The organism is Rhodobacter sp. P2_H5 (genome assembly GCF_056403335.1).
The window spans coordinates 13,636-34,487 of sequence record NZ_JBFUFS010000028.1; the positions used below are offsets into that span (position 1 = coordinate 13,636).

Consider the following 20,852-nt stretch of genomic DNA (forward strand, 5'->3'; position numbering starts at 1 on the left):
GTTGCCTTCCGGCAAAGATAAAGGCAACGGCTGACAAGACCCGGATCTTGCGCAACCTCCCGGCCATCAGGCAGGGGTGTTGCGCAGTCATCCGGCAAGAGGGCCCCGCGCGGGGCCGCAACAGGCAAGAGGCAGGCATGGCAGGGGCAGGGCAGGGCGGGAGGGGAGACGATCGCTCCAAGTCTGCCTTCGCACGGCCTGCGGGCGCGGGCCACCCGGCGCAGGAAGCGCTAGTGCTGCGCGCCGAAGACCGCCTGCCGGCCGGGGCCGCGACGCAAGAGCCTGCCGCATCCGGGCATCCCGCCGCAGCCGGGCCCGCGACCCGCAAGCCCGTTCGCAGCGCAAGGCGGCGGCGGGCGGGCCTCGGCGGGCGGCTTTTCCTTCTGATCTTCCTCTTCGCGCTGGCGGCGCTGGCGCTGGAATATGTCGGCAAGCCGGTCAAGATGCCGGTCTGGGTCGTGGCCGAGGTCGAATCCCGGCTGAACCGCGCGCTGGCCGGGGCCTTGCCCGATGGCGCGCTGTCGGTCGGCGGGATCGAGATGACGCTGGGCGACGACTGGGTGCCGCGCTTCCTGCTCGATGATCTGCGCCTGTTGCAGCCCGGCGGCCAGACCCTGCTGGCCCTGCCCGAGACCTATCTGAGCCTCGACCCCAGCGGGTTGGTCCAGGGCAAGGTCCGCGCCCAGAGCCTGCGCATCGTCGGCGCCCGCATCGCGGTGCGCCGCGACCGCGACGGGCATTTCGACATCGCGCTCGGCGGCGGTCAGGGGCCAAGGATCGACACGCTTGCCGCCCTGTTCGCCACCTTCGACCGCGCCTTTGCCCTGCCGGCCCTGACCCATCTGCGCACGGTCGAGGTCGAGGCGCTGTCGCTGTCGCTCACCGACCAGCGCGCCGGCAAGACCTGGGAGGTCGGCGACGGCCATCTCTCCATCGAAAACCGCCCGGCGGAACTGGCGGCGCAGCTCAGCATGTCCTTGGTCGCGGGCGGCAGCGCGCCGGCCCATGCGGTCTTCACCGCCGTGGCGGCCAAGGGGTCCGAGGCCGGGGCCGGCTCGGCGCGGATCTCGGCCCAGGTCGACCGGGTCGCCGCGGTGGACCTTGCGGCGCAGACCCCGCTTCTGGGCTGGCTTGGCGTGCTGGACGCGCCGATCTCGGGGCGGATCGCGGCCACGATCGACACCAAGGGGATCGAGGCGCTGGACGGCAGGCTCGACATCGCGGCGGGGGCGCTGAAACCCTCAGCCAAGACCACGCCCATCGCCTTTGACAAGGCGAGCCTCAGCCTCGGCTATGATTCCGCCGCCGGCCGCATCGTGTTGAGCGAGCTTACCGTGCAAAGCCGCACCCTGCGGCTGACCAGCAAGGGCCAGTCCTATCTGGTGGACGCCGACGGCAAGACCATCACCGGCGCCTTGTCGGGCCGGCGTCCGGCGGCCTTTCTGGGCCAGATCCAGGTCTCGGGTCTGTCGATCGACCCGGCGGGTCTTTTCGCGGCGCCGGTGCAGTTCAGTCAGGGTTCCGCCGACCTGCGGCTCAGGCTCGACCCCTTTGCCATCGACATCGGCCAGGTTTCGCTGACCGACGGGGCCGAGCATCTGGCGGCCTCGGGCAAGGTCGCGGCGGACGAGGGCGGCTGGCGCGTCGCCATCGACCTGACGCTGAACCAGATCTCGCGCGACCGGCTTCTGTCGCTCTGGCCGCTGCAACTGGTGCCGGGCACAAGGTCCTGGGTGGCCAACAACATTCGCAACGCCGACCTCTCCGATCTGCATGCCGCCCTGCGCATCGCGCCGGGGACCGAGCCGCGGACCGAGCTTGCCTATGATTTCAAGGATGCCGATCTGAACTTCATGGCCAAGATGCCGCCGGTCAAGGGCGCCGATGGCTATGCCGCCATCCAGGGCAAGACCTACACGCAGGTCGTTTCGCATGGCGCGGTCACCCCGCCCGAGGGCGGGCCGATCGACGTTTCGGGCACGGTGTTCTCGGTCCCCGACATCACGGCGCTTCCGGCGCTGGCGCATATTGATCTGCACATGACTGGGGCGCTGACGGCGGTGCTGTCGCTGCTGGATCAGCCGCCGTTCTTCTACCTGCAAAAGGCGGCGCAGCCGGTGGATCTGGGGCAGGGGCGGACCGATGTCAGCGCCCAGATCTCCTTGCCGCTGATCCCGCGGGTCATGCCGTGGGATGTGGACTTCAAGGTCGCGGCGCAGGTTGCAGAGTTCACCTCGGACAAGGTGGTCAAGGGCCATGTCGTCACCGCCCCCCTCTTGCGGGTCGCGGCCAGCCCCAGGGGTCTGACCATTGCGGGACAGGGTCTTCTGGGCAAGGTGCCCTTTGACGTGACCCTGCAGCAGGATTTCCCGGAGCAGTTGCCGCCCAAAGAGGGTGAGCCGGACCAGCTGCCGGCGCCAGCAGCAACCGCCACCCCACCCACCACCCCGGGCCCGCGCGTCAGGGCTGCGCAGCCCGACCCGGGCGCGATAGCCAGCGCCATCCTGCCCGATGCGCTGCCCCTGCCGGGGCCGCTGCCCGAGGCCCAGGCCGGAACCCCGGCGGTGGCGCAGGCGCTTGGCGTTCCCAAGCTTGCGGCGGTGGCCGAGAGCCTGGCGGTGCCGCCGGCCCGGATGACCGGGCAAGTCACCCTCTCGCAGGACGCGGTGGAGGAGTTCGGCCTTGGTCTGCCGGCGGGCATGGTCAGCGGGAAGGCGCAGGCCGATGTCTCGCTTCAGCTGGCCAAGGGCGTGCCGGGGCAGCTGAAGCTGTCCTCCAATCTGGCGGGCATGACGCTGGCCATTCCCGACCTTGGCTGGCGCAAGGCCCCCGATGCCGCGGGCCGGCTGGAGACCGAGGTCCGCCTTGGCAGCCCGCCGCAGATCACGCGGCTGGACCTGACCGGCCCCGGCCTGTCGGCGCAGGGCAGGGTGACGCTGAACGCCAAGGGCGGGCTGGAGGTCGCGCAGTTCGACAAGGTGACGATGGGCGGCTGGCTGAATGGCGCGGTATCGATCACCGGGCGCGGGCCGTCGAGCCCGGTGGCGCTGGCGGTGACCTCGGGCAGCATCGACCTGCGCAAGTTCCCGCAGAACCGGTCGAGCGGCGGCAGCTCCTCGGGCAGCCCGCTGTCGATCAACCTGCAATCCCTGCGGGTGACCGAGGGCATAAGGCTGACCGGTTTTTCGGGTGATTTCTCGCTGAAAGGCGGCTTCAACGGCAGTTTTGGCGGCATGGTGAACGGGGCCGCCCCGGTCACCGGCTCGGCCGTGCCGATGCGCTATGGCACGGCGGTGCGGGTCGTCTCGGCCGATGCCGGGCTGGCCATGCAGGCGGCGGGGATGTTCTCTTCGGCGCATGGCGGCGATCTCGACATGACGCTGATCCCGCGCCCCAAGACCGGGGAATATGACGGCCAGGCCACGATACGGCGCTTCCGGGTCAAATACGGCTCGGTCATGGCGGATCTTCTCTCGGCGATCTCGGTCATCGGGCTTCTGGACCAGCTGGCGGGCGACGGCATCGTCTTTGAACATGCCGAGGCGCAATTCCTGATCACGCCCAATACGATCGACATCCAGAAAGGTTCGGCCATCGGCGCCTCGATGGGGGTGTCGGTCGAGGGGCTTTACCATTCCGACAGCGGGCTTCTGGACCTGCGCGGCGTGGTTTCGCCGATCTACATGCTCAACGGGATCGGCGCGATCCTGACCCGCAAGGGGGAAGGTCTGTTCGGCTTTGCCTACCGGCTGACCGGCGATGCCAACAAGCCGGATGTCTCGGTCAACCCCTTGTCGATCCTGACGCCGGGCATGTTCCGCGACCTGTTCCGCGCGCCGGCCTCGACACTGACGCCCCCGGTGCCGCCGCCGCCGGGCACGCAAACCGCGGCGCCTGCCGCCCCGAACGGAGGCGACAGATGAAGCTGTCCGATTTCGACTTTGACCTGCCCGAGGAGCTGATCGCGACGCGCCCGGCCCGGCCGCGCAGCGCCGCCCGGCTGTTGCTGGCCGAGGGTGAGACCCTGCGCGATCTGCATGTGCGCGATCTCGTCGACCTGTTCCGCCCCGGCGACCGGCTGATCCTGAACAACACCCGCGTCATTCCCGCCCGCCTTTTCGGCACCCGCCAGCGGGGCGAGGCGGTGGCCAAGGTCGAGGTCACCCTGTTGGAGCCTTTGGCCAAGGGCTGGCGCGCCCTGGCCAAGCCCCTGCGCAAGGTGCAGGTCGGCGAAGTGATCCGCTTTTCCGATGTGCTTTCTGCCGAGGTCATGACCAAGGGCGAGACCGACATGGTCCTTGGCTTCAACCTGACCGGCCCCGATTTCGACGCCGCCCTGGCCGAGGCCGGGCAGATGCCCCTGCCGCCCTATATCGCGGCCAAGCGTCCGGCGGATGCGCAGGACCAGACCGATTACCAGACCGTCTTTGCCCGCCATCTGGGCGCCGTGGCCGCCCCCACCGCCAGCCTGCATTTCGAGCCCTGGCTGCTGGAGGCCCTGGCCGCCAAGGGTGTCGCGTTTACCGAAGTGACGCTCCACGTCGGCGCCGGCACCTTCCTGCCGGTCAAGGTCGAGGATGTGACGACCCACAAGATGCACGCCGAATGGGGCGAGGTGACGCCGGAAGCCGCCGCCGAAATCAACGCCACCAAGGCTGCGGGCGGGCGTGTGATTCCGGTCGGTACCACGGCGTTGCGCCTGATCGAAAGTGCCGCCGCCGCAGGGCGGGTGGAGCCGTGGCGCGGCCCGACCGACATCTTCATCTACCCCGGCTTCAAGTTCCGGGTCACCGATGCCCTGATGACCAACTTCCACCTGCCCAAATCGACGCTTCTGATGCTGGTCTCCGCCCTGATGGGGGCCGAGCGGATGCGGGCGGTCTATGCCCATGCGGTGGCAGAGGGCTACCGCTTCTTCTCCTATGGCGATTCGTCGCTTCTGGTGCCCTGATCCCGCCGATGGCGGGCAGCTGCGGCATCCTGTCGGAAATTCTTATCCTATTAACCAAGCCTCTGCTAAGGTCCGCGGACTTGAATCCGCCGACCAGATGGAGCCTGCGATGCTGAAAGTACTTGCCCAATCCTGGCCCCTTCTGCTGGGCGTCATGTTCCTGATGGTGGGCAATGGGGTGCAGGGCACTCTGCTGGGGGTGCGGGGGGCGATGGAGAATTTCTCCACCTTCGAGCTTTCCATCGTGATGTCGGCCTATTTCGTGGGCTTCCTCGGCGGCTCGCGGATGGCGCCGACGATGATCCGGCGGGTCGGCCATGTGCGGGTGTTCTCGGCGCTCGGCTCGCTGATCTCGGCGGTGCTGATCCTTTACCCGCTGGTGCTGGACTGGACGGCCTGGGCCGTCTTGCGCGTGCTGATCGGCTTCTGCTTTTCGGGGATCTATGTCACCTCGGAAAGCTGGCTGAACAACACCGCCACCAACGAGACGCGGGGCCAGGCGCTGTCGGCCTATATGATCGTGCAGATGCTGGGGATCATCGCGAGCCAGGGCCTGCTGGCGATGGGCAATCCGGCGGGCTTCGGGCTGTTCATCATCCCGTCGGTCCTCGTCTCGCTGGCCTTCACGCCGCTCCTGCTGGCGGCGACCCCGGCGCCGACCTTCAACGACGCCAAAAGGATGAGCTTCCGCAGGCTGTTCGCGATCTCTCCCCTCGGCTGTGTGGGGATGCTGCTGACCGGGGGGATCTATGCCGGCATGTTCGGCATGGCCTCGGTCTGGGGCGCGATGGCGGGGTTGAGCTTTGGCCAGATCGCGGCCTTTGGCGCGGCGCTTTATGTCGGCGGGCTGGTGCTGCAATATCCGATCGGCTGGGCCTCGGATCACGTCGACCGGCGTGCGCTGATCATGTGGCTGTCGGCGATCGGGGCGGTTGTGATGGCGGTGGCCACGGCGATGACCTTGCCTTTCCTTCTGATCCTCGTGGTGGCGGTCCTGCTGGGCGGCATCATCAACCCCTTGTATTCGCTGCTGATTGCCCACACCAACGACTTCCTGTCGAAAGAGGACATGCCCGGCGCCTCTGCCGGAATGATCTTTCTGAACGGCTTCGGTGCGATCTTCGGGCCGCTGGTCACCGGCTGGTTCATGTCCAAGATCGGCGGCGGCGGCTATTTCCTGTTCCTCGCCATCCTGTTCGTGGTGCTGGCGGTCTATTCCGCCTGGCGGATGAGCCGGCGGGCAGGACCGCTGGAAGTGGGCGGCTATGCCGGGCTGTCGCCCTCTGCCGGTACGGTCGCCGTTCATGCCGTGATGGAGAATGACCCGCGCCGCAGCCGGGCCGGGTGATATCCTCACGATGGCCTCACCTTCGGTTTGCGCCGCCTTCTGATTGCACAGCTGCGGTGAACCTGTCAGGCTGGCGCTAACAGGAGGACGCAGATGGATAATCCGGTTGACGTTCTGGACTTCTGGCTGGGCCGGGTCGGGCCCGAGGGCTGGTATGCCGGCGGCGCGGACCTCGACGGGTTGTGCCGCGACGGTTTTGTCGAGCTGTGGCAGGCGGCGCGCGAGGGCGGGCTAGACCATTGGGTCGAGGGCACGGTGGCCACACTGGCCTTTCTGATCCTGACCGACCAGCTGCCGCGCAACATGTTCCGCGGCAAGGCCGAGGCCTTTGCCACCGATCCCCTGGCGCTCGCCGCTGCCCGCCGCGCGGTGGCGGAGGGCTGGGATCTGGGCGCCCCCGAACCCGAGCGGCAGTTCTTCTACATGCCGTTTGAGCATGCCGAAAATCCCGAGGATCAGGCGCTGTCCGTGCAGCTGATGGCGGAGCGGATGCAATCGGACCCCGAGATGGTCCTGCACGCCCGCGCCCATCAGGAAATCATCGCCCGCTTCGGCCGCTTTCCCGGACGCAATGCCGCCCTGGGCCGCGAGACGACAGCGCAGGAGGCCGCCTTTCTGGCCGACGGCGGCTATGGTGCCCTGGTCAATGCCCTGCGTGCCAGTCATGCAGAGGGTGCATAGGGCTACGGCAAGGCAAGTATTGCTGGCTTTGGCCAGATAGTTTAATGCCAAACTACTTTTTCACGGGAGGGAAAGATGGCTGCCCAAACCTTCGACGTCGTTGTAATCGGGTCCGGTCCTGGAGGCTATGTCGCGGCGATCCGCGCCGCACAGCTGGGCCAGAAGGTCGCGATCGTGGAGCGCGAGAACCTCGGGGGCATCTGCCTCAACTGGGGCTGCATCCCGACCAAGGCGCTGCTGCGCTCGGCCGAGGTGTTTCATCTGATGCACCGGGCCAAGGAATTTGGCCTGAGTGTCGAAAAGGCCGGCTTTGATCTGAATGCCGTGGTCGCCCGCTCGCGCGGGGTGGCCAAGCAATTGTCGGGCGGCATCGGCCACCTGATGAAGAAGAACAAGATCACCGTCTTCATGGGCACCGCGACCCTGGCCAAGGCGGGTGTCGTCTCGGTCAAGACCGACAAGGGCACCGAGGAACTGAGCGCCAAGGCGATCATCCTGGCCACCGGGGCGCGGGCGCGTGAGCTGCCGGGACTGGAGGCGGATGGCGATCTGGTCTGGACCTATCGCCACGCGCTGCAGCCCAAGCGGATGCCGAAGAAGCTGCTGGTCATCGGATCGGGCGCCATCGGCATCGAATTCGCCAGCTTCTTCAACACGCTCGGCGCCGATACCACCGTGGTCGAGGTGATGGACCGCGTGCTGCCGGTGGAAGATGCCGAGATCAGCGCCTTTGCCAAGAAGGCCTTCGTCAAGCAGGGGATGAAGATCCTCGAAAAGACCACGGTCAAGAAGCTGGACCGGTCGCCCGGCAAGGTCGTGGCGCATCTGGAAGATGCCAAGGGCACCACGACGATGGAGTTCGACACCGTGATCTCGGCCGTCGGCATCGTCGGCAATGTCGAGAACCTGGGGCTGGAGGCGCTGGGCGTCAAGATCGACCGCACCCATGTGGTGACCGACGAATATTGCCGCACCGGGGTGCCGGGGCTTTATGCCATCGGCGATATCGCCGGTGCGCCCTGGCTCGCCCACAAGGCCAGCCATGAGGGTGTCATGGTGGCCGAACTGATCGCGGGCGGCCATCCGCATCCGATCAAGCCCGGCTCGATCGCCGGCTGCACCTATTGCAGCCCGCAGGTGGCCTCGGTCGGCATGACCGAAGCCAAGGCCAAGGAGGCCGGCTACACGGTGAAGGTCGGGCATTTCCCCTTCATCGGCAATGGCAAGGCGATTGCGCTGGGCGAGCCGGAGGGCATGATCAAGACCGTGTTCGACGCCAAGACTGGCGAACTTCTGGGCGCGCATATGGTGGGGGCGGAAGTGACCGAGCTGATCCAGGGCTATGTGATCGGCCGCACGCTCGAGACCACCGAGGAAGAGCTGATGAACACCGTCTTCCCGCATCCGACCCTGTCGGAGATGATGCACGAGTCGGTGCTGGACGCCTACGGTCGCGCGCTGCACTTCTAGGTCACGAATTTTCTGCGAAAATTCAAGGAGGGGGGCTTTCGGCCCCCCTTGCCCGTTCCGGGCGCACCCCCCGAGGATATTTGGGTCTGAATGAAGGCGGAAGCGATGCGGGCTGTGTTGACGATCCTGGCGCTTTGGGCGGCCGGCCTGGGGGCTGCGGCGCAGTTTGGCAAGATCTCGGTGGCCTATGCGGCGTTGGGGCTGGCCTATCCGGCGGAGGCGGGGGTGGCGATCGGGTTGATGGTGTCGATTGTCGGCATGGTCGGGCTGGTCTTTGGCACCACCGCGGGGCTGCTCGTGGCGCGGATCGGGGCAAGGCGGGCGCTGCTCGGGGCGCTGGTGCTCGGGGCCGTCGTTTCGGGTGTCGAGAGTTTTCTGCCGCCCTATCCGGTGATGATGCTGGCGCGGGTGCTGGAGGGGGTCTCGCATCTGGCGATTGTGGTGGTCGGGCCGACCGCGATTGCGGCGGCGGCGCCGCCTGCGCGGCAGGGCGCGGCCTTGACGCTGTGGTCGAGTTTCTTTGCGGTGACCTATGCGGTGCTGGCCTGGATCGGGCCGGGGATTCTGGCGGATTGGGGGATTGCGGGCCTGTTCCGGCTGCATGCGCTGTGGCTGCTGGCCTGTGCCGTGGTGCTGTCGGGGCTGATGGACCGCGATGTTGCCTTGGCGGTGCCGCCCGGGCGCGCCGGGCTTCTGGCGCAGCATTGGGAGATCTACCGCTCGCCCTTCGTGGCGGCGCCGGCCATGGGGTTTGTGTGTTATACCATTACTTATGTGGCCGTTTTGACTCTGATGCCGGGGCGGATGGGGGCCTGGGGCGGCTTTGTCGGCGTGGCGATGCCGCTGGCCTCGATCGGGGTGAGCCTGACCTTCGGGGTCTGGCTGCTGAGCCGGGTCGCGGCGGTGCGGCTGGTGGCGGCGGGCTTTGGGCTGGCTGTGCTGGCGGCTGTGGCGCTTTGGGCCTTCTGGGGGCAGGGGGTGCTGCCGGTGGCGGCGGCCCTGCTTTTGGCCGCGGCGCTGGGGATCGTGCAGGGGGCGAGTTTTGCCAGCCTGCCGCAGCTCAATCTGGCCGTGGAGGACCGGGCGCGCGGCGCTGGAGCCATTGCGCAGTTGGGCAATCTGGGCACCGTCACCGGCACGCCGATGCTGGCCTTTCTGCTGGAGAGGGCCGGGGTCAGCGGGCTTGCGCTGTTCCTGGTCGGGTTTTCCGGGCTTGGCCTGCTGATCGTGCGGTGGCAGGCGCGGCGCAGGGCCGCCGTCAGGACTTTGTGATCTTGGCCCCCGCCTGCACAAGGCCCGCGAAACCGCCGAGGTTGACCACCTGATAGCCCAGTTTCATCAACTTCTGCTGCGCCAGCGCCGACCGCGCGCCCGAGGCGCAGAACACCGCGAGCGGTTTGCTGGTTAGCCTTCGGTCGAACTCCGGCGCCTTCGGGTTGGCCTTGCGGGCAAGCTCCGTCAGGGGGAGATGCAGGGCGCCCTGCACCGTGCCGGTGCCGCGCAGCTCGTCCAGCTCGCGGACATCGACCAGCAAGACCTCACCCGCCTTGGCCCGGGCCACCATGTCGGGCAGCAGGGCGGATGTGGAACCGGGGCGCAGGAAATTGAACACGGGACACCTCTTAACCTTTCCATCCTTTAGTCCAAGCGGGGAAATTGTAAAGGCGGGATGCGTGAATCCGCACTTCCGCTATGCGTTCATTATTTGTTCACTTTTTCGGGTTGGAATGACCGCGATTCCACCCTATCTTCATCGAGATTAAGAGGTGGGCCATGGCAGAGCAGAAGTTCATCGAGGTGCGCGGCGCGCGCGAACACAACCTCAAGAATGTCGACGTCGATATCCCGCGCGATCAGTTCGTGGTGATCACCGGGCTTTCGGGCTCTGGGAAGTCTTCGCTGGCCTTTGACACGATCTATGCCGAGGGGCAGCGGCGTTATGTCGAAAGCCTGTCGGCCTATGCGCGGCAGTTCCTCGACATGGCGGGGAAACCGGATGTCGACCATATCTCGGGCCTCTCGCCCGCGATTTCGATTGAACAGAAGACCACCTCGAAGAACCCGCGCTCGACCGTCGGCACGGTGACCGAGATTTACGACTATCTGCGCCTCTTGTTCGCCCGCGTCGGGATTCCCTATTCGCCCGCCACCGGCTTGCCGATCACCGCGATGCAGGTGCAGGACATGGTCGATGCCGTGATGGCGATGGAGGAGGGGTCGCGCGCCTATCTGCTGGCGCCGATCATCCGCGACCGCAAGGGCGAGTACAAGAAGGAGTTTCTGGAGCTTCGCAAGCAGGGCTTCCAGCGCGTCAAGGTGGACGGCACCTTCCATGATCTGGAAGAGCCGCCGACGCTGGACAAGAAGCTGCGCCATGACATCGACGTTGTGGTCGACCGGATCGTCGTGCGCGATGGGTTGCAGACCCGGCTCGCCGACAGCTTCCGCACCGCGCTGAACCTCGCCGATGGCATCGCGGTGATCGAGACCGCGCCGGCGGAGGGCGAGGGCAAGCGCATCACCTATTCCGAGAAGTTCGCCTGCCCGGTCAGCGGCTTTACCATTGCCGAGATCGAGCCGCGGCTTTTCTCCTTCAACGCGCCCTTCGGGGCTTGCCCGGTTTGCGACGGGCTGGGGATGGAATTGTTCTTTGACGAGCGCCTTGTGGTGCCCGACCAGAGCCTGACCCTGACCCAAGGGGCGATTGCGCCCTGGGCCAAGTCGAAAAGCCCCTATTTCACCCAGACCATCGATGCGATGGCCAAGCACTATGGCTTTGACAAGAAAAAGAAATGGAAGGACCTGCCCGACAAGGTGAAGGAGGTCTTCCTGCGCGGCTCGGGCGGCGAGGAGATCGAGTTCCGCTATGACGAGGCGGGGCGGATCTACACGGTCAAGCGGGTTTTCGAAGGCGTCATCCCGAACATGGAGCGGCGCTACAAGGAAACCGACAGCTCGTGGTCGCGCGAGGAGATGGAGCGCTATCAGAACAACCGGCCCTGCGGCACCTGCCACGGCTACCGGCTGCGGCCCGAGGCCTTGGCGGTCAAGATCGACGGGCTGCATGCAGGGCAAGTCGTGCAGATGTCGATCCGCGAGGCGCATGCCTGGATCGGTCAGGTTCCGGGGAAGCTTTCCAACCAGCAGAATGAAATCGCCCGGGCGATCCTGAAGGAAATCCGCGAACGTCTTGGATTCCTTGTCAATGTCGGCCTCGACTATCTGACGATGAGCCGGAATGCCGGCACCTTGTCGGGCGGCGAAAGCCAACGGATCCGGTTGGCGAGCCAGATCGGCTCGGGCCTGACTGGGGTCTTGTATGTGCTGGACGAACCGTCGATCGGCTTGCACCAGCGCGACAATGACCGCCTGCTGACCACGCTGAAGAACCTGCGCGATGCGGGGAATACGGTTCTGGTGGTGGAACATGACGAGGACGCGATCCGCGAGGCGGATTATGTTTTCGACATGGGGCCGGGGGCGGGGGTGCATGGCGGGCAGGTGATTTCCCGCGGCACGCCCTCCGAGATTGCCGCCGATCCGGCCAGCATCACCGGGCAGTATCTGTCCGGGCAAAGGTCGATCCCGGTGTCGCGGGTGCGGCGCAAGGGCAATGGCAAGAAGCTGACCGTGGTGGGCGCCACTGGCAACAACCTGAAAGACATGACGGCGGAGTTCCCGCTGGGCATGTTCGTCTGCGTGACCGGGGTGTCGGGCGGCGGCAAGTCGACGTTGACCATCGAGACCCTGTTCAAGACCGCCGCGATGCGGTTGAACGGCGCGCACGAGACGCCGGCGCCCTGCGAGACGATCCGTGGGTTTGAGCATCTCGACAAGGTGATCGACATCGACCAGCGCGCCATCGGCCGCACGCCGCGCTCGAACCCCGCGACCTATACCGGGGCCTTCACCCCGATCCGCGACTGGTTTGCCGGCCTGCCGGAGGCCAAGGCGCGCGGCTATCAGTCCGGGCGTTTCAGCTTCAACGTGAAGGGCGGGCGCTGTGAGGCGTGCCAGGGCGACGGGGTGATCAAGATCGAGATGCACTTCCTGCCCGATGTCTATGTCACCTGCGAGACCTGCAAGGGCCACCGCTACAACCGCGAGACTTTGGAAATCAAGTTCAAGAACAAGAGCATCGCCGACGTTCTTGACATGACATGTGAAGATGCCGCCCAGTTCTTCCAGGCGGTTCCGGCGATCCGCGACAAGATGGATGCGCTCTGCGAAGTGGGGCTTGGCTATATCAAGGTCGGCCAGCAGGCCACCACCCTGTCAGGGGGTGAGGCGCAGCGGGTGAAGCTGTCCAAGGAACTCAGCCGCCGCGCCACCGGCAAGACGCTCTATATCCTCGACGAGCCGACCACCGGTCTGCACTTCGAAGATGTGCGCAAACTGCTGGAGGTGCTGCACTCCTTGGTGGATCAGGGCAATACGGTCGTGGTGATCGAGCATAACCTCGACGTCATCAAGACCGCCGACTGGATCATCGACATCGGGCCGGAGGGCGGCGATGGCGGCGGCAAGATCGTGGCCACCGGCACGCCGGAACAGGTCGCCAAGGTGGAGGCCTCCCACACCGGGCGCTACCTGAAGCCGATGCTCGCCACCGCCAAACGTCTGGCTGCGGAATGAGCGCGGTCCTGTGGCAGAAAATCGAAGGCGGGCTGGTGTTTCTGGCCTGCCTGATCGCCGTCATAGGCTCGGCGATGGTGGAGCGGTCCTTGCCCTGGTGGGCGATGGTGATCCTGTTTTTCGCGCCGGATCTGGGGTTTCTGGGCTATCTGCGCGGCCCGCGCATCGGCGCGCTGACCTATAACGCCGTGCATCTGTACGGCTGGGGTCTGCTGCTGGCGGTCGGCGGTTCGGTGCTGTTCGGATCGGGGCCGGTCACCGATCTGGGCCTGATCTGGATGGCCCATGTCGGCTTTGACCGGATGCTTGGCTATGGGCTGAAGGAGCCCACAGCCTTTGGCGACACCCATCTGGGGCGGATCGGCCGCAAGTAGCGGCCGCCTGGCCTATCGGGTCGAGAAGCCCAGCACCTTGTAGAGCGGGCAGAAGGTCAGCGCGGCGCTGATCGTCAGGACGAGGCCTGCCAGCCCCTTCAGCCAATGCAAAGCGCCGCCGCTTTGCCCATCCATGAAAAACCACAGGATCAGGGCAAGCCCTGCGACCAGGCGGATGACGCGGTCGGTCGTGCCCATGTTTGCGATAGCCATCTTGTTCTCCCAACAGGCGAGATGCCTTGAGGGGAAATCTTAAAGCCTGCGGGCCTCGCCTTACATGACACAGGTCAAGCCCCGCGCTTTCGGAGCTTGACCTGCAGAGAGGGAAGGCTTTTAGCGGATCAGCTTGCCGACTTCGCCGATCTGCTGCTCGACAATGCCGGTGTCGGGGGCAACGCGGTAGAGCATGTCGCCCGAGCGGGCATAGACCGACCGGTCGGGCTCGGTCAGGGACGGCGGGTTCAGGATCACGTCATAGCCGGAGGGCAGGCGGTCGCCGACATGGTAGGGGTCGATGCCAACCCCGTTGCGGACCTGGCCGGGCGGAATGCAGGGCGGGTTCTTCTTGGCCAGACCGGGCGGGCAATTGGCATAATTCGCGTCGTGCCAGTCCCAGTTCCAGTCTTGCACCGGGTCCGGCGGCTGCAGGATCGAGCCGGTGAGGCGGTCGATCAGGTAAAGGAAGGACCCGTAGCGCACATATTGCGAGTTCGGCCAGGACGGGTAGCGGGAGGGGTCGAACATCACGACATAGCCCTCGGGCAGGGCGTGTCCGACGTTGTAGGGGTGGTAATAGACGTCATCATCGGAATGATGCGCCCAGTGGTTCTGGTCGAACAGGAAGGGCTTATGGGCCCAATCTTCGGCTTGGCTGTCCTTGCCTTGCCAATGCGAGGGGTCGGTCGCGCGGGACTGGCCGGACCAGTACTTCTCGTCGGATTTGTGCGACTTGGACGGTTTGCCATGGCTTTCGCAGCCGTGGTTTTTCTTGCCCGAACAATTGCCGCCCTGGGAATGGCCCGATTTCCCGTGGTTGTCGTTGCCCTTGCCATCCGCGACGGCGGCGCCGGTGCCAGCCAGCAGGAGCCCGGCCAAGGCCCCGGCCATGATGGTGAAATGTTTCATGTCTTGCTCCATTCGCTGCGGGAGCGTTCAAGACGACCCCATCACCCCCTATAACGCAGGGGTGATGGGAATGGTTCCCTTCGTGATTGGACAGGTCCGCTGAACGGCGGACTGTCGCCACGCGGATCAGTCCATCTGCTTGAAGTTCAGGCTTGCGCCCTCCTTGATTCCCGAGGGCCAGCGCGAGGTGATGGTCTTGGTCCGCGTGTAGAAACGGAAGGCGTCGGGCCCGTGCTGGTTCAGGTCGCCGAAAGCCGACTTTTTCCAGCCGCCGAAGGTGTGATAGGCCAGCGGCACCGGGATCGGCACGTTGATCCCGATCATGCCGACATTGACGCGGTTGGCGAAGTCGCGCGCCGTGTCGCCGTCGCGGGTGTAGATCGCGGTGCCGTTGCCGTATTCGTGGTCCATCGCCATCTTCAGCGCCTCTTCATAGGTCTTGGCGCGGACGGTCGACAGGACCGGCCCGAAGATCTCTTTGCGGTAGATCTCCATGTCGGTGGTGACGTGGTCGAAGAGGTGGGGGCCGACGAAGAAGCCGTCCTCATAGCCCTGCAGCTTGAAGTCGCGGCCGTCGACGACCAGCTTGGCACCAGCGGCCACGCCGGATTCGATCAGGCGCAGGATGTTGGCCTTGGCGGCGGCGGTGACGACCGGGCCGTAATCGACGTCATTGCCGCCGGTATAGGGGCCGACCTTCAGCTTCTCGATCCGCGGGATCAGCTTGGCAATCAGGCGGTCTGCCGTCTCGTCGCCGACCGGCACCGCGACCGAGATCGCCATGCAGCGTTCGCCGGCCGCGCCGTAGCCGGCACCGACGAGGGCATCGGCGGCCTGATCAAGGTCGGCGTCGGGCATGATGATCATGTGGTTCTTGGCGCCGCCAAAGCACTGGACGCGTTTGCCGTTCGCCGTGCCGCGCGAATAGATATATTCGGCAATGGGCGTCGAGCCGACAAAGCCCACGCCGGCGATCTGCTCGTTATCAAGGATCGCATCGACCGAGACCTTGTCGCCGTTGATCACCTGCAAGACGCCGTCGGGCAGGCCGGCTTCCTGCATCAGCTCGGCCAGCATCAGGGGGACCGAGGGGTCACGCTCGGAAGGTTTCAGGATGAAGGCATTGCCGCAGGCGAGCGCCGGGCCCATTTTCCACATCGGGATCATGGCGGGGAAGTTGAAGGGCGTGATGCCCGCCGCCACGCCGATCGGCTGACGCATCGAATACATGTCGATGCCGGGGCCGGCGCTGTCGGTGAACTCGCCCTTCAGAAGGTGCGGTGCGCCGATGCAGAACTCCATCACTTCCAGCCCGCGCTGGATGTCGCCCTTGGCGTCGGGCACCGTCTTGCCGTGTTCGGAGGAGAGGGCGACGGCCAGCTTTTCCATGTCGCGGTTCAGCAGCCGGACGAATTCCATCATCACGCGCGCCCGGCGCTGCGGGTTGGTGGCGCCCCATTTGACCTGCGCCTTGGCCGCATCGGCGGTCGCGGCGTCAAGCTCTGCCTTGGAGGCGAGCGCCACGCGGGCCTGCACTTCGCCGGTGGCAGGGTTGAAGACATCGGCGAACTTGCCCGAGGTGCCGGGGACATGCTTGCCGTTGATCCAGTGACCGATTTCTTTCATCGCTTCCTCCGCAGGATGGAATTTCTGTTGCCGCGACTTTAGTCTTGCGGAAATGCGGAGGGAAGAGGCAAGATTTCAAACGGGTTTTGCGAAAATGCAAGGATGATGGGCAGATTGCCCATCCTACCGGGAGAGGTGGCGATGGATTGGGACGATCTGCGGATCTTTCTGGCGGTGGCACGGACGGAAAGCCTGTCGGCGGCGGGGCGGGGGCTGAAGATCGACCCGGCCACCGTGGGTCGGCGGATCGCGCGGCTGGAGGATGCGATGGGCCTCAGGCTTTTCGCCAAGGGACCGCAGGGCTATGCGCTGAGCGACGAGGGGGCCCGGCTTCTCAGCCATGCCGAGCGGGCGGAGTCGGCGGTGGAGGGGGCGGCGGAGGCGCTGAAAGGCCCCGAGGGGCTGACCGGGCAGATCCGCATCGGCGCACCCGATGGCTGCGCCAATTACCTTTTGCCGCAGGTTCTGACCCGGATTTGTGATGCCAATCCGGGGCTTGAGGTGCAGATCGTGGCGCTGCCCCGCGTCTTCAACCTGTCGAAGCGCGAGGCGGATATGGCGGTCGGCGTCTCGCGGCCCGAGGCGGGGCGGCTGACGGTGCAGAAGCTGACGGACTACCGGCTGCACCTTGCGGCCTCGCGCGAGTACCTCGCCCGGCATCCGCCGATCATGGGCGTGCAGGACCTGCCGCAGCACCGGTTTGTCGGCTATATCCCCGACCTGATCTTTGACAAGGAGCTGGATTATCTGGCCGAAATCGGGGTGCAGGCGCCGCCGCTCGCCTCCAACTCCGTCTCGGTGCAGCTGAACTTTCTGCGCCATGGCGCGGGGCTGGGGGTCGTGCATGACTTCGCGCTGCCGGTGGCGCCGGAACTGACGCGGGTTCTGGCGGATCAGATCAGCCTGAAGCGGTCGTTCTGGCTGATCCGCCATGCCGATGACGGAAGGGTCGAAAGGCTTAACCGCTTTGCCACCTTGCTGACGGCAGAGGTGCGGGCCGAGATGGCACGGCTGGAGGCCTATTCGGTGCAGGACGGGTAGGGGGCAGCCTCGCCCGCGACCTTGTCGCAGATCCTGACCTTGGCCAGCGCCGCGAGGCGGGGCGACCAGACCTCGGCATCGACCGCGAGGGGCGTGGCGCTTTCGGGGCCATGGGCGGCCCATTGCACGGTGTAAATCTCCTCCGCGCCTTGCAGGACCAGCACGACCATGGATTCGGACTGGCCCTGATAACTGCCGCAGCTGAGGTATCCGGCGAAGGCGGCCTTGGCGCCTTTGACCTCGGGCAGGGGCAGGGCCTTGCTGGCAAAGCTGTCGGGGCAGGCGCCGGCATAGCCCTGCGCCAGCTGCCCCGCGACATCCTGCACCGAGGCCCGCGCCGCCAGCCCCTTGGCGCCGGTCAGGGTGATCAGCTGGCTCCACTGCTCCACGCTTTCGCCCTTGGGGGCGAGTTCCATGATGTAGGACGCGCCCTGCGCATGTTCGTAGCCGGGCACGAAGGGGTCGGGCACCGGCAGGGCCACGAGCTGGCTGTAGATCGGGCTGATCAGGGTCACCGGGGCAGCATGGCCGGGGGTGGCCGCAGCAAGGCACAGGAGGAAAAGCGCGGGGGAAAGGCGCATCGGATGGCTCCGCAAGGGTTGAATGACTTTGGGTTCTATGCGTCTTGGCTGGCATATTTGTACTATTATTTCAATATATTCCTGAGAACTTGACAGAATCTTGCACAGGGGGCAGCTTGGTAAGGACAGGAAAGGGAGGCTCCTATGCTTGTCAGTCATATCCTCAAATCGAAATCGGACGACGGCGTCGTCACCTTGCAACCCGGGACCACAGTGGCCAAGCTGGCCGAGGTGTTGTCGGCGCGGCGGATCGGGGCTGTCGTGATCTCGCAGGATGGGCGGGTGGTGGAGGGCATCGTCTCGGAGCGCGACGTGGTGCGTGAACTCGGCCGGCGCGGTCCGGCCTGCCTGACCGATGTGGTCGAAAGCCTGATGACCGCCAAGGTCATGACCTGCACCCGGGCCGAAAGCGCCGATCAGGTGCTGGCGGTGATGACCGAGGGCCGCTTCCGCCACATGCCGGTGGTCGAGGCGGGCCATATGGTCGGGCTCATCTCGATCGGCGACGTGGTCAAGGCGCGTCTGGCCGAGCTTGCGATGGAAAACAGCGCCCTGGAGGGGATGATCAAGGGCTTCTGAGGGCCTTTGCCGCGGGGTCCGGCGCGCTCTGGCGGGCCGGCGCCGTGACGCTTTGTCCCTTGCGTCCGGCGCCAAGCTATTGTTGCCTGTGCAAACCAGCTTGGCGGAGGACCCATGCGCATCGGACTTTATCCCGGCACTTTCGATCCGGTGACTTTGGGTCATCTCGACATCATCCAGCGCGCGATGGCGCTGGTCGACCGTCTGGTGATCGGCGTGGCGATCAACCGCGACAAGGCGCCCTTGTTCGGGCTGGAAGAGCGGGTCGCCATGGTCGAGGAGGAGTGCCGCGAAATCTCCGCCCGGATCGGCGGCGAGATCGTCGTGCATCCGTTCGAGAACCTGCTGATCGACTGTGCCCGCGATGTCGGCGCCGGGATCATCATCCGCGGGCTGCGGGCTGTCGCCGATTTCGAGTATGAATTCCAGATGGTCGGCATGAACCGCGCGATGGATTCCTCGATCGAGACGGTGTTCATGATGGCCGATGCGCGCCGGCAGGCCATCGCCTCGAAACTGGTGAAGGAGATTTGCCGTCTGGGCGGCGATGTCTCCAAATTCGTGCCGCCGGCGGTGGATGTGGCGCTGACCCGGCGGCTGCGCCGCAAGTAGGCGCGCGGCCCGCCCTGTTGCCGCAACCCCTGTATCCGTTGATAAAACCCGGGTCCTCCCCTTCCCATTCGGCGGGGCTCCGCCTATAGCGGAAGGGCGGGACAACCCCGCATGCCGGCAGGCCGGCCCCAGGGAAAGCGATACCATGCGCACGATTACCACGACCGAAGACCTTGCAGCCTTTTGCGCCACGGCCAAAACGCAGGATTATGTCACCATCGACACCGAGTTCCTGCGGGAGCGCACGTTCTGGTCCAAGCTTTGCCTGATCCAGATGGCCTTGCCCGGCAAGGATGGCGAGGCGGTGCTGGTCGACCCGATCGAGGGCGCGCAGATGTCGCTGGAGCCTTTGTACGACCTGTTCCGCCACACCGGCACGGTGAAGGTCTTTCACGCCGCCCGTCAGGATCTGGAAATTTTCTTCGTCGAGGGCAACTGCTTTCCGGTGCCCCTGTTTGACACCCAGGTCGCGGCGATGGTCTGCGGCTTTGGCGAGCAGGTTGGCTACGAAACGCTGGTCAAGAAGATCGCCAAGGCCGATCTCGACAAGACCTCGCGCTTCACCGACTGGTCGCGCCGCCCGCTGACCCAGGCGCAGGCCGAATATGCGGTGGCCGATGTGACGCACCTGCGCCAGATCTACGAATTCCTCGCGGCGCAAATTGCCAAGAACAACCGGCAATCCTGGGTCGCCGAAGAACTGGGCATCCTTCTGGACCCCGAGACCTATACCACCCGCCCGGAAGAGGCTTGGATGCGGGTGAAGACCCGCACCACCTCGGGCCGGTTTCTGGCCGTGGTCAAGGAATTGGCCCGCTTCCGCGAGACCTATTGCCAGACCCACAACATCCCCCGCGCCCGGGTGATGAAGGATGACGCGCTGCTGGAGCTGGCCTCGACCCGGCCCACGAGCCACGAGGAACTTGGCCGCTCGCGCCTGTTGATGCGCGAAGGGCGCAAGCCCGAGATCGCCGATGGCATCATCGCTGCGGTCAAGGCGGGGATGGAGATGAAGCCGGAAGACATGCCGCGCCCCGACATCACGCGCGAGCAGTTGCAGGTCAACCCGGCGTTGGCCGACCTGTTGCGCGTGCTGCTGAAGGCGAAATCCGAGGGGCTGGGTGTGGCGGCGCGGCTCATCGCCTCCTCCGCCGACCTCGATGCGATTGCGGCGGGGCAGCGCGATGTGCCGACCCTGACCGGCTGGCGCGCCGAGGCCTTTGGCGACGACGCCCTGCGCCTCTGCCGGGGCGAGATCGCCCTGTCGGCCAAGGGCAGCGAAGTGCGGGTGGTCCGCCTTTAAGGATGCGGCCCCGGCGCGGTATGCCGGGGCGCGTTCTGACCGCGCTTGCGGCTCAGCGGTGGGCGGTCAGGGCGTTGCGGGCGCCCACCACCTCGATCGAGGTGACCGATTGCAGGGTGAAGTCGGTGACGTTGCCGGCCACCGTCACCTCACGCGAGGGCTGGGTGCCGGCGGGATAGGGCTTCAGCGGCGGCGCGATGCGGAATTCGAAAACCAGCTTGCCCTTCTCATCGACCGGCTGGGCGACGAGCGAGGCGTTCCAGAAGGCCTGAGTCGGCGGCAGGCCGGTGGCGCGGACAATGACGCCGCCGGGATAGGGCTCGACCTTGACGGTCAGGACCTGATCGACCAACCCGCGCGTATCGACTAGGGCGCCGTTTTCGGCAACCTTCTGCACCACGGGTCGTTTGCCGAACCAGTTGAGGGGGTTCAGTTTGGATGGACCGCAGCCGCCGAGAGCCAGACCCAGTACCGTCATCAAGACCAAAGCGCGTTTCATGCCTGCCCCCTGTTACACTTCCGTTGG

The 20,852-nt window shown here is 65.9% G+C and carries 18 protein-coding genes; 12 read left to right on the plus strand and 6 right to left on the minus strand.

The features are described 5' to 3' along the window. The first annotated feature begins 233 nt into the window (after positions 1-233). The 6 genes from AC1DVR_RS21955 to AC1DVR_RS21980 all read left to right on the plus strand — a co-directional run bounded on the left by AC1DVR_RS21955 (position 234) and on the right by AC1DVR_RS21980 (position 9,722). Positions 234-3,923, plus strand: coding sequence for an AsmA-like C-terminal region-containing protein (locus AC1DVR_RS21955; protein ID WP_478002755.1), 3,690 nt, complete (start codon positions 234-236; stop codon positions 3,921-3,923). After that, positions 3,920-4,951, plus strand: coding sequence for a tRNA preQ1(34) S-adenosylmethionine ribosyltransferase-isomerase QueA (gene queA / locus AC1DVR_RS21960; protein ID WP_478002756.1), 1,032 nt, complete (start codon positions 3,920-3,922; stop codon positions 4,949-4,951). The genes AC1DVR_RS21955 and queA overlap by 4 nt, the downstream gene beginning before the upstream one ends. Positions 4,952-5,060: 109 nt before the next feature. Further along, positions 5,061-6,299 (plus strand): MFS transporter, encoded by a 1,239-nt coding sequence (locus tag AC1DVR_RS21965; RefSeq protein ID WP_478002757.1) that lies wholly within the window; start codon positions 5,061-5,063, stop codon positions 6,297-6,299. A gap of 93 nt (positions 6,300-6,392) precedes the next feature. Continuing rightward, a complete protein-coding gene (locus tag AC1DVR_RS21970; RefSeq protein WP_478002758.1) occupies positions 6,393-6,980 on the plus strand; it encodes a DUF924 family protein in 588 nt (195 codons plus the stop codon). A 75-nt stretch (positions 6,981-7,055) separates the two neighbouring features. Continuing rightward, the gene (gene lpdA, locus AC1DVR_RS21975; protein ID WP_478002759.1) at positions 7,056-8,450 is read left to right on the plus strand and encodes a dihydrolipoyl dehydrogenase; all 1,395 of its coding nucleotides are present in this window, start codon (positions 7,056-7,058) and stop codon (positions 8,448-8,450) included. Positions 8,451-8,555: 105 nt separating this feature from the next. Continuing rightward, a complete protein-coding gene (locus AC1DVR_RS21980; protein ID WP_478002760.1) occupies positions 8,556-9,722 on the plus strand; it encodes an MFS transporter in 1,167 nt (388 codons plus the stop codon). Here AC1DVR_RS21980 and AC1DVR_RS21985 read toward each other — a convergent pair. After that, a complete protein-coding gene (locus AC1DVR_RS21985; RefSeq protein WP_478002761.1) occupies positions 9,709-10,062 on the minus strand; it encodes a rhodanese-like domain-containing protein in 354 nt (117 codons plus the stop codon). The genes AC1DVR_RS21980 and AC1DVR_RS21985 overlap by 14 nt on opposite strands. Before the next feature lie 161 nt (positions 10,063-10,223). Here AC1DVR_RS21985 and uvrA point away from each other — a divergent pair, with 161 nt between their 5' ends. Both uvrA and AC1DVR_RS21995 read left to right on the plus strand, forming a co-directional pair. Then, a complete protein-coding gene (uvrA, locus tag AC1DVR_RS21990) occupies positions 10,224-13,085 on the plus strand; it encodes an excinuclease ABC subunit UvrA (RefSeq protein ID WP_478002762.1) in 2,862 nt (953 codons plus the stop codon). After that, the gene (locus AC1DVR_RS21995; RefSeq protein ID WP_478002763.1) at positions 13,082-13,459 is read left to right on the plus strand and encodes a DUF4260 domain-containing protein; all 378 of its coding nucleotides are present in this window, start codon (positions 13,082-13,084) and stop codon (positions 13,457-13,459) included. The genes uvrA and AC1DVR_RS21995 overlap by 4 nt, the downstream gene beginning before the upstream one ends. 12 nt (positions 13,460-13,471) lie before the next feature. On the opposite strand, the gene AC1DVR_RS22000 is transcribed toward AC1DVR_RS21995, so the two are convergent. The 3 genes from AC1DVR_RS22000 to AC1DVR_RS22010 form a co-directional block, all read right to left on the minus strand. Further along, positions 13,472-13,672, minus strand: a complete 201-nt coding sequence (locus AC1DVR_RS22000; RefSeq protein WP_478002764.1) for a YgaP family membrane protein — start codon at positions 13,670-13,672, stop codon at positions 13,472-13,474. Between the two features lie 120 nt (positions 13,673-13,792). After that, complete coding sequence (locus AC1DVR_RS22005; protein ID WP_478002765.1) at positions 13,793-14,584, minus strand: hypothetical protein; 792 nt, start codon at positions 14,582-14,584, stop codon at positions 13,793-13,795. A 126-nt stretch (positions 14,585-14,710) separates the two neighbouring features. Beyond that, a complete protein-coding gene (locus AC1DVR_RS22010; protein ID WP_478002766.1) occupies positions 14,711-16,210 on the minus strand; it encodes a CoA-acylating methylmalonate-semialdehyde dehydrogenase in 1,500 nt (499 codons plus the stop codon). Positions 16,211-16,351: 141 nt separating this feature from the next. Between AC1DVR_RS22010 and AC1DVR_RS22015 the strand changes: the two genes are divergently transcribed. Continuing rightward, positions 16,352-17,251, plus strand: a complete 900-nt coding sequence (locus AC1DVR_RS22015; RefSeq protein WP_478002767.1) for a LysR family transcriptional regulator — start codon at positions 16,352-16,354, stop codon at positions 17,249-17,251. Here the strand turns inward: AC1DVR_RS22015 and AC1DVR_RS22020 are convergent. After that, positions 17,230-17,832: a hypothetical protein gene (locus tag AC1DVR_RS22020; RefSeq protein WP_478002768.1), complete on the minus strand. Its 603-nt coding sequence runs from the start codon at positions 17,830-17,832 to the stop codon at positions 17,230-17,232. The genes AC1DVR_RS22015 and AC1DVR_RS22020 overlap by 22 nt on opposite strands. Before the next feature lie 144 nt (positions 17,833-17,976). Between AC1DVR_RS22020 and AC1DVR_RS22025 the strand changes: the two genes are divergently transcribed. The 3 genes from AC1DVR_RS22025 to rnd all read left to right on the plus strand — a co-directional run bounded on the left by AC1DVR_RS22025 (position 17,977) and on the right by rnd (position 20,326). Beyond that, positions 17,977-18,411: a CBS domain-containing protein gene (locus tag AC1DVR_RS22025; RefSeq protein ID WP_478002769.1), complete on the plus strand. Its 435-nt coding sequence runs from the start codon at positions 17,977-17,979 to the stop codon at positions 18,409-18,411. Positions 18,412-18,525: 114 nt separating this feature from the next. Next, positions 18,526-19,023, plus strand: coding sequence for a pantetheine-phosphate adenylyltransferase (coaD, locus tag AC1DVR_RS22030; protein ID WP_478002770.1), 498 nt, complete (start codon positions 18,526-18,528; stop codon positions 19,021-19,023). Positions 19,024-19,168: 145 nt separating this feature from the next. Then, positions 19,169-20,326 carry a ribonuclease D gene (gene rnd, locus AC1DVR_RS22035; RefSeq protein ID WP_478002771.1) on the plus strand — a complete coding sequence of 386 codons (1,158 nt, stop codon included), beginning with the start codon at positions 19,169-19,171 and terminating at the stop codon, positions 20,324-20,326. 52 nt (positions 20,327-20,378) lie between these two features. On the opposite strand, the gene AC1DVR_RS22040 is transcribed toward rnd, so the two are convergent. Continuing rightward, positions 20,379-20,825 carry a hypothetical protein gene (locus tag AC1DVR_RS22040; RefSeq protein ID WP_478002772.1) on the minus strand — a complete coding sequence of 149 codons (447 nt, stop codon included), beginning with the start codon at positions 20,823-20,825 and terminating at the stop codon, positions 20,379-20,381. Positions 20,826-20,852 lie beyond the last annotated feature (27 nt).

Bases quoted from the DNA above. Each gene is read 5' to 3' on its own strand.
- AC1DVR_RS22010 (WP_478002766.1), bottom strand. From the start codon at position 16,210: ATGAAAGAAATCGGTCACTGGATCAACGGCAAGCATGTCCCCGGCACC.
- uvrA (WP_478002762.1), top strand. From the start codon at position 10,224: ATGGCAGAGCAGAAGTTCATCGAGGTGCGCGGCGCGCGCGAACACAAC.
- AC1DVR_RS21965 (WP_478002757.1), top strand. From the start codon at position 5,061: ATGCTGAAAGTACTTGCCCAATCCTGGCCCCTTCTGCTGGGCGTCATG.
- AC1DVR_RS22000 (WP_478002764.1), bottom strand. From the start codon at position 13,672: ATGGCTATCGCAAACATGGGCACGACCGACCGCGTCATCCGCCTGGTC.
- AC1DVR_RS22040 (WP_478002772.1), bottom strand. From the start codon at position 20,825: ATGAAACGCGCTTTGGTCTTGATGACGGTACTGGGTCTGGCTCTCGGC.
- AC1DVR_RS22005 (WP_478002765.1), bottom strand. From the start codon at position 14,584: ATGAAACATTTCACCATCATGGCCGGGGCCTTGGCCGGGCTCCTGCTG.
- AC1DVR_RS21995 (WP_478002763.1), top strand. From the start codon at position 13,082: ATGAGCGCGGTCCTGTGGCAGAAAATCGAAGGCGGGCTGGTGTTTCTG.
- lpdA (WP_478002759.1), top strand. From the start codon at position 7,056: ATGGCTGCCCAAACCTTCGACGTCGTTGTAATCGGGTCCGGTCCTGGA.
- AC1DVR_RS22015 (WP_478002767.1), top strand. From the start codon at position 16,352: ATGGATTGGGACGATCTGCGGATCTTTCTGGCGGTGGCACGGACGGAA.
- AC1DVR_RS21970 (WP_478002758.1), top strand. From the start codon at position 6,393: ATGGATAATCCGGTTGACGTTCTGGACTTCTGGCTGGGCCGGGTCGGG.
- AC1DVR_RS22025 (WP_478002769.1), top strand. From the start codon at position 17,977: ATGCTTGTCAGTCATATCCTCAAATCGAAATCGGACGACGGCGTCGTC.
- coaD (WP_478002770.1), top strand. From the start codon at position 18,526: ATGCGCATCGGACTTTATCCCGGCACTTTCGATCCGGTGACTTTGGGT.
- AC1DVR_RS21980 (WP_478002760.1), top strand. From the start codon at position 8,556: ATGCGGGCTGTGTTGACGATCCTGGCGCTTTGGGCGGCCGGCCTGGGG.
- rnd (WP_478002771.1), top strand. From the start codon at position 19,169: ATGCGCACGATTACCACGACCGAAGACCTTGCAGCCTTTTGCGCCACG.
- AC1DVR_RS22020 (WP_478002768.1), bottom strand. From the start codon at position 17,832: ATGCGCCTTTCCCCCGCGCTTTTCCTCCTGTGCCTTGCTGCGGCCACC.
- queA (WP_478002756.1), top strand. From the start codon at position 3,920: ATGAAGCTGTCCGATTTCGACTTTGACCTGCCCGAGGAGCTGATCGCG.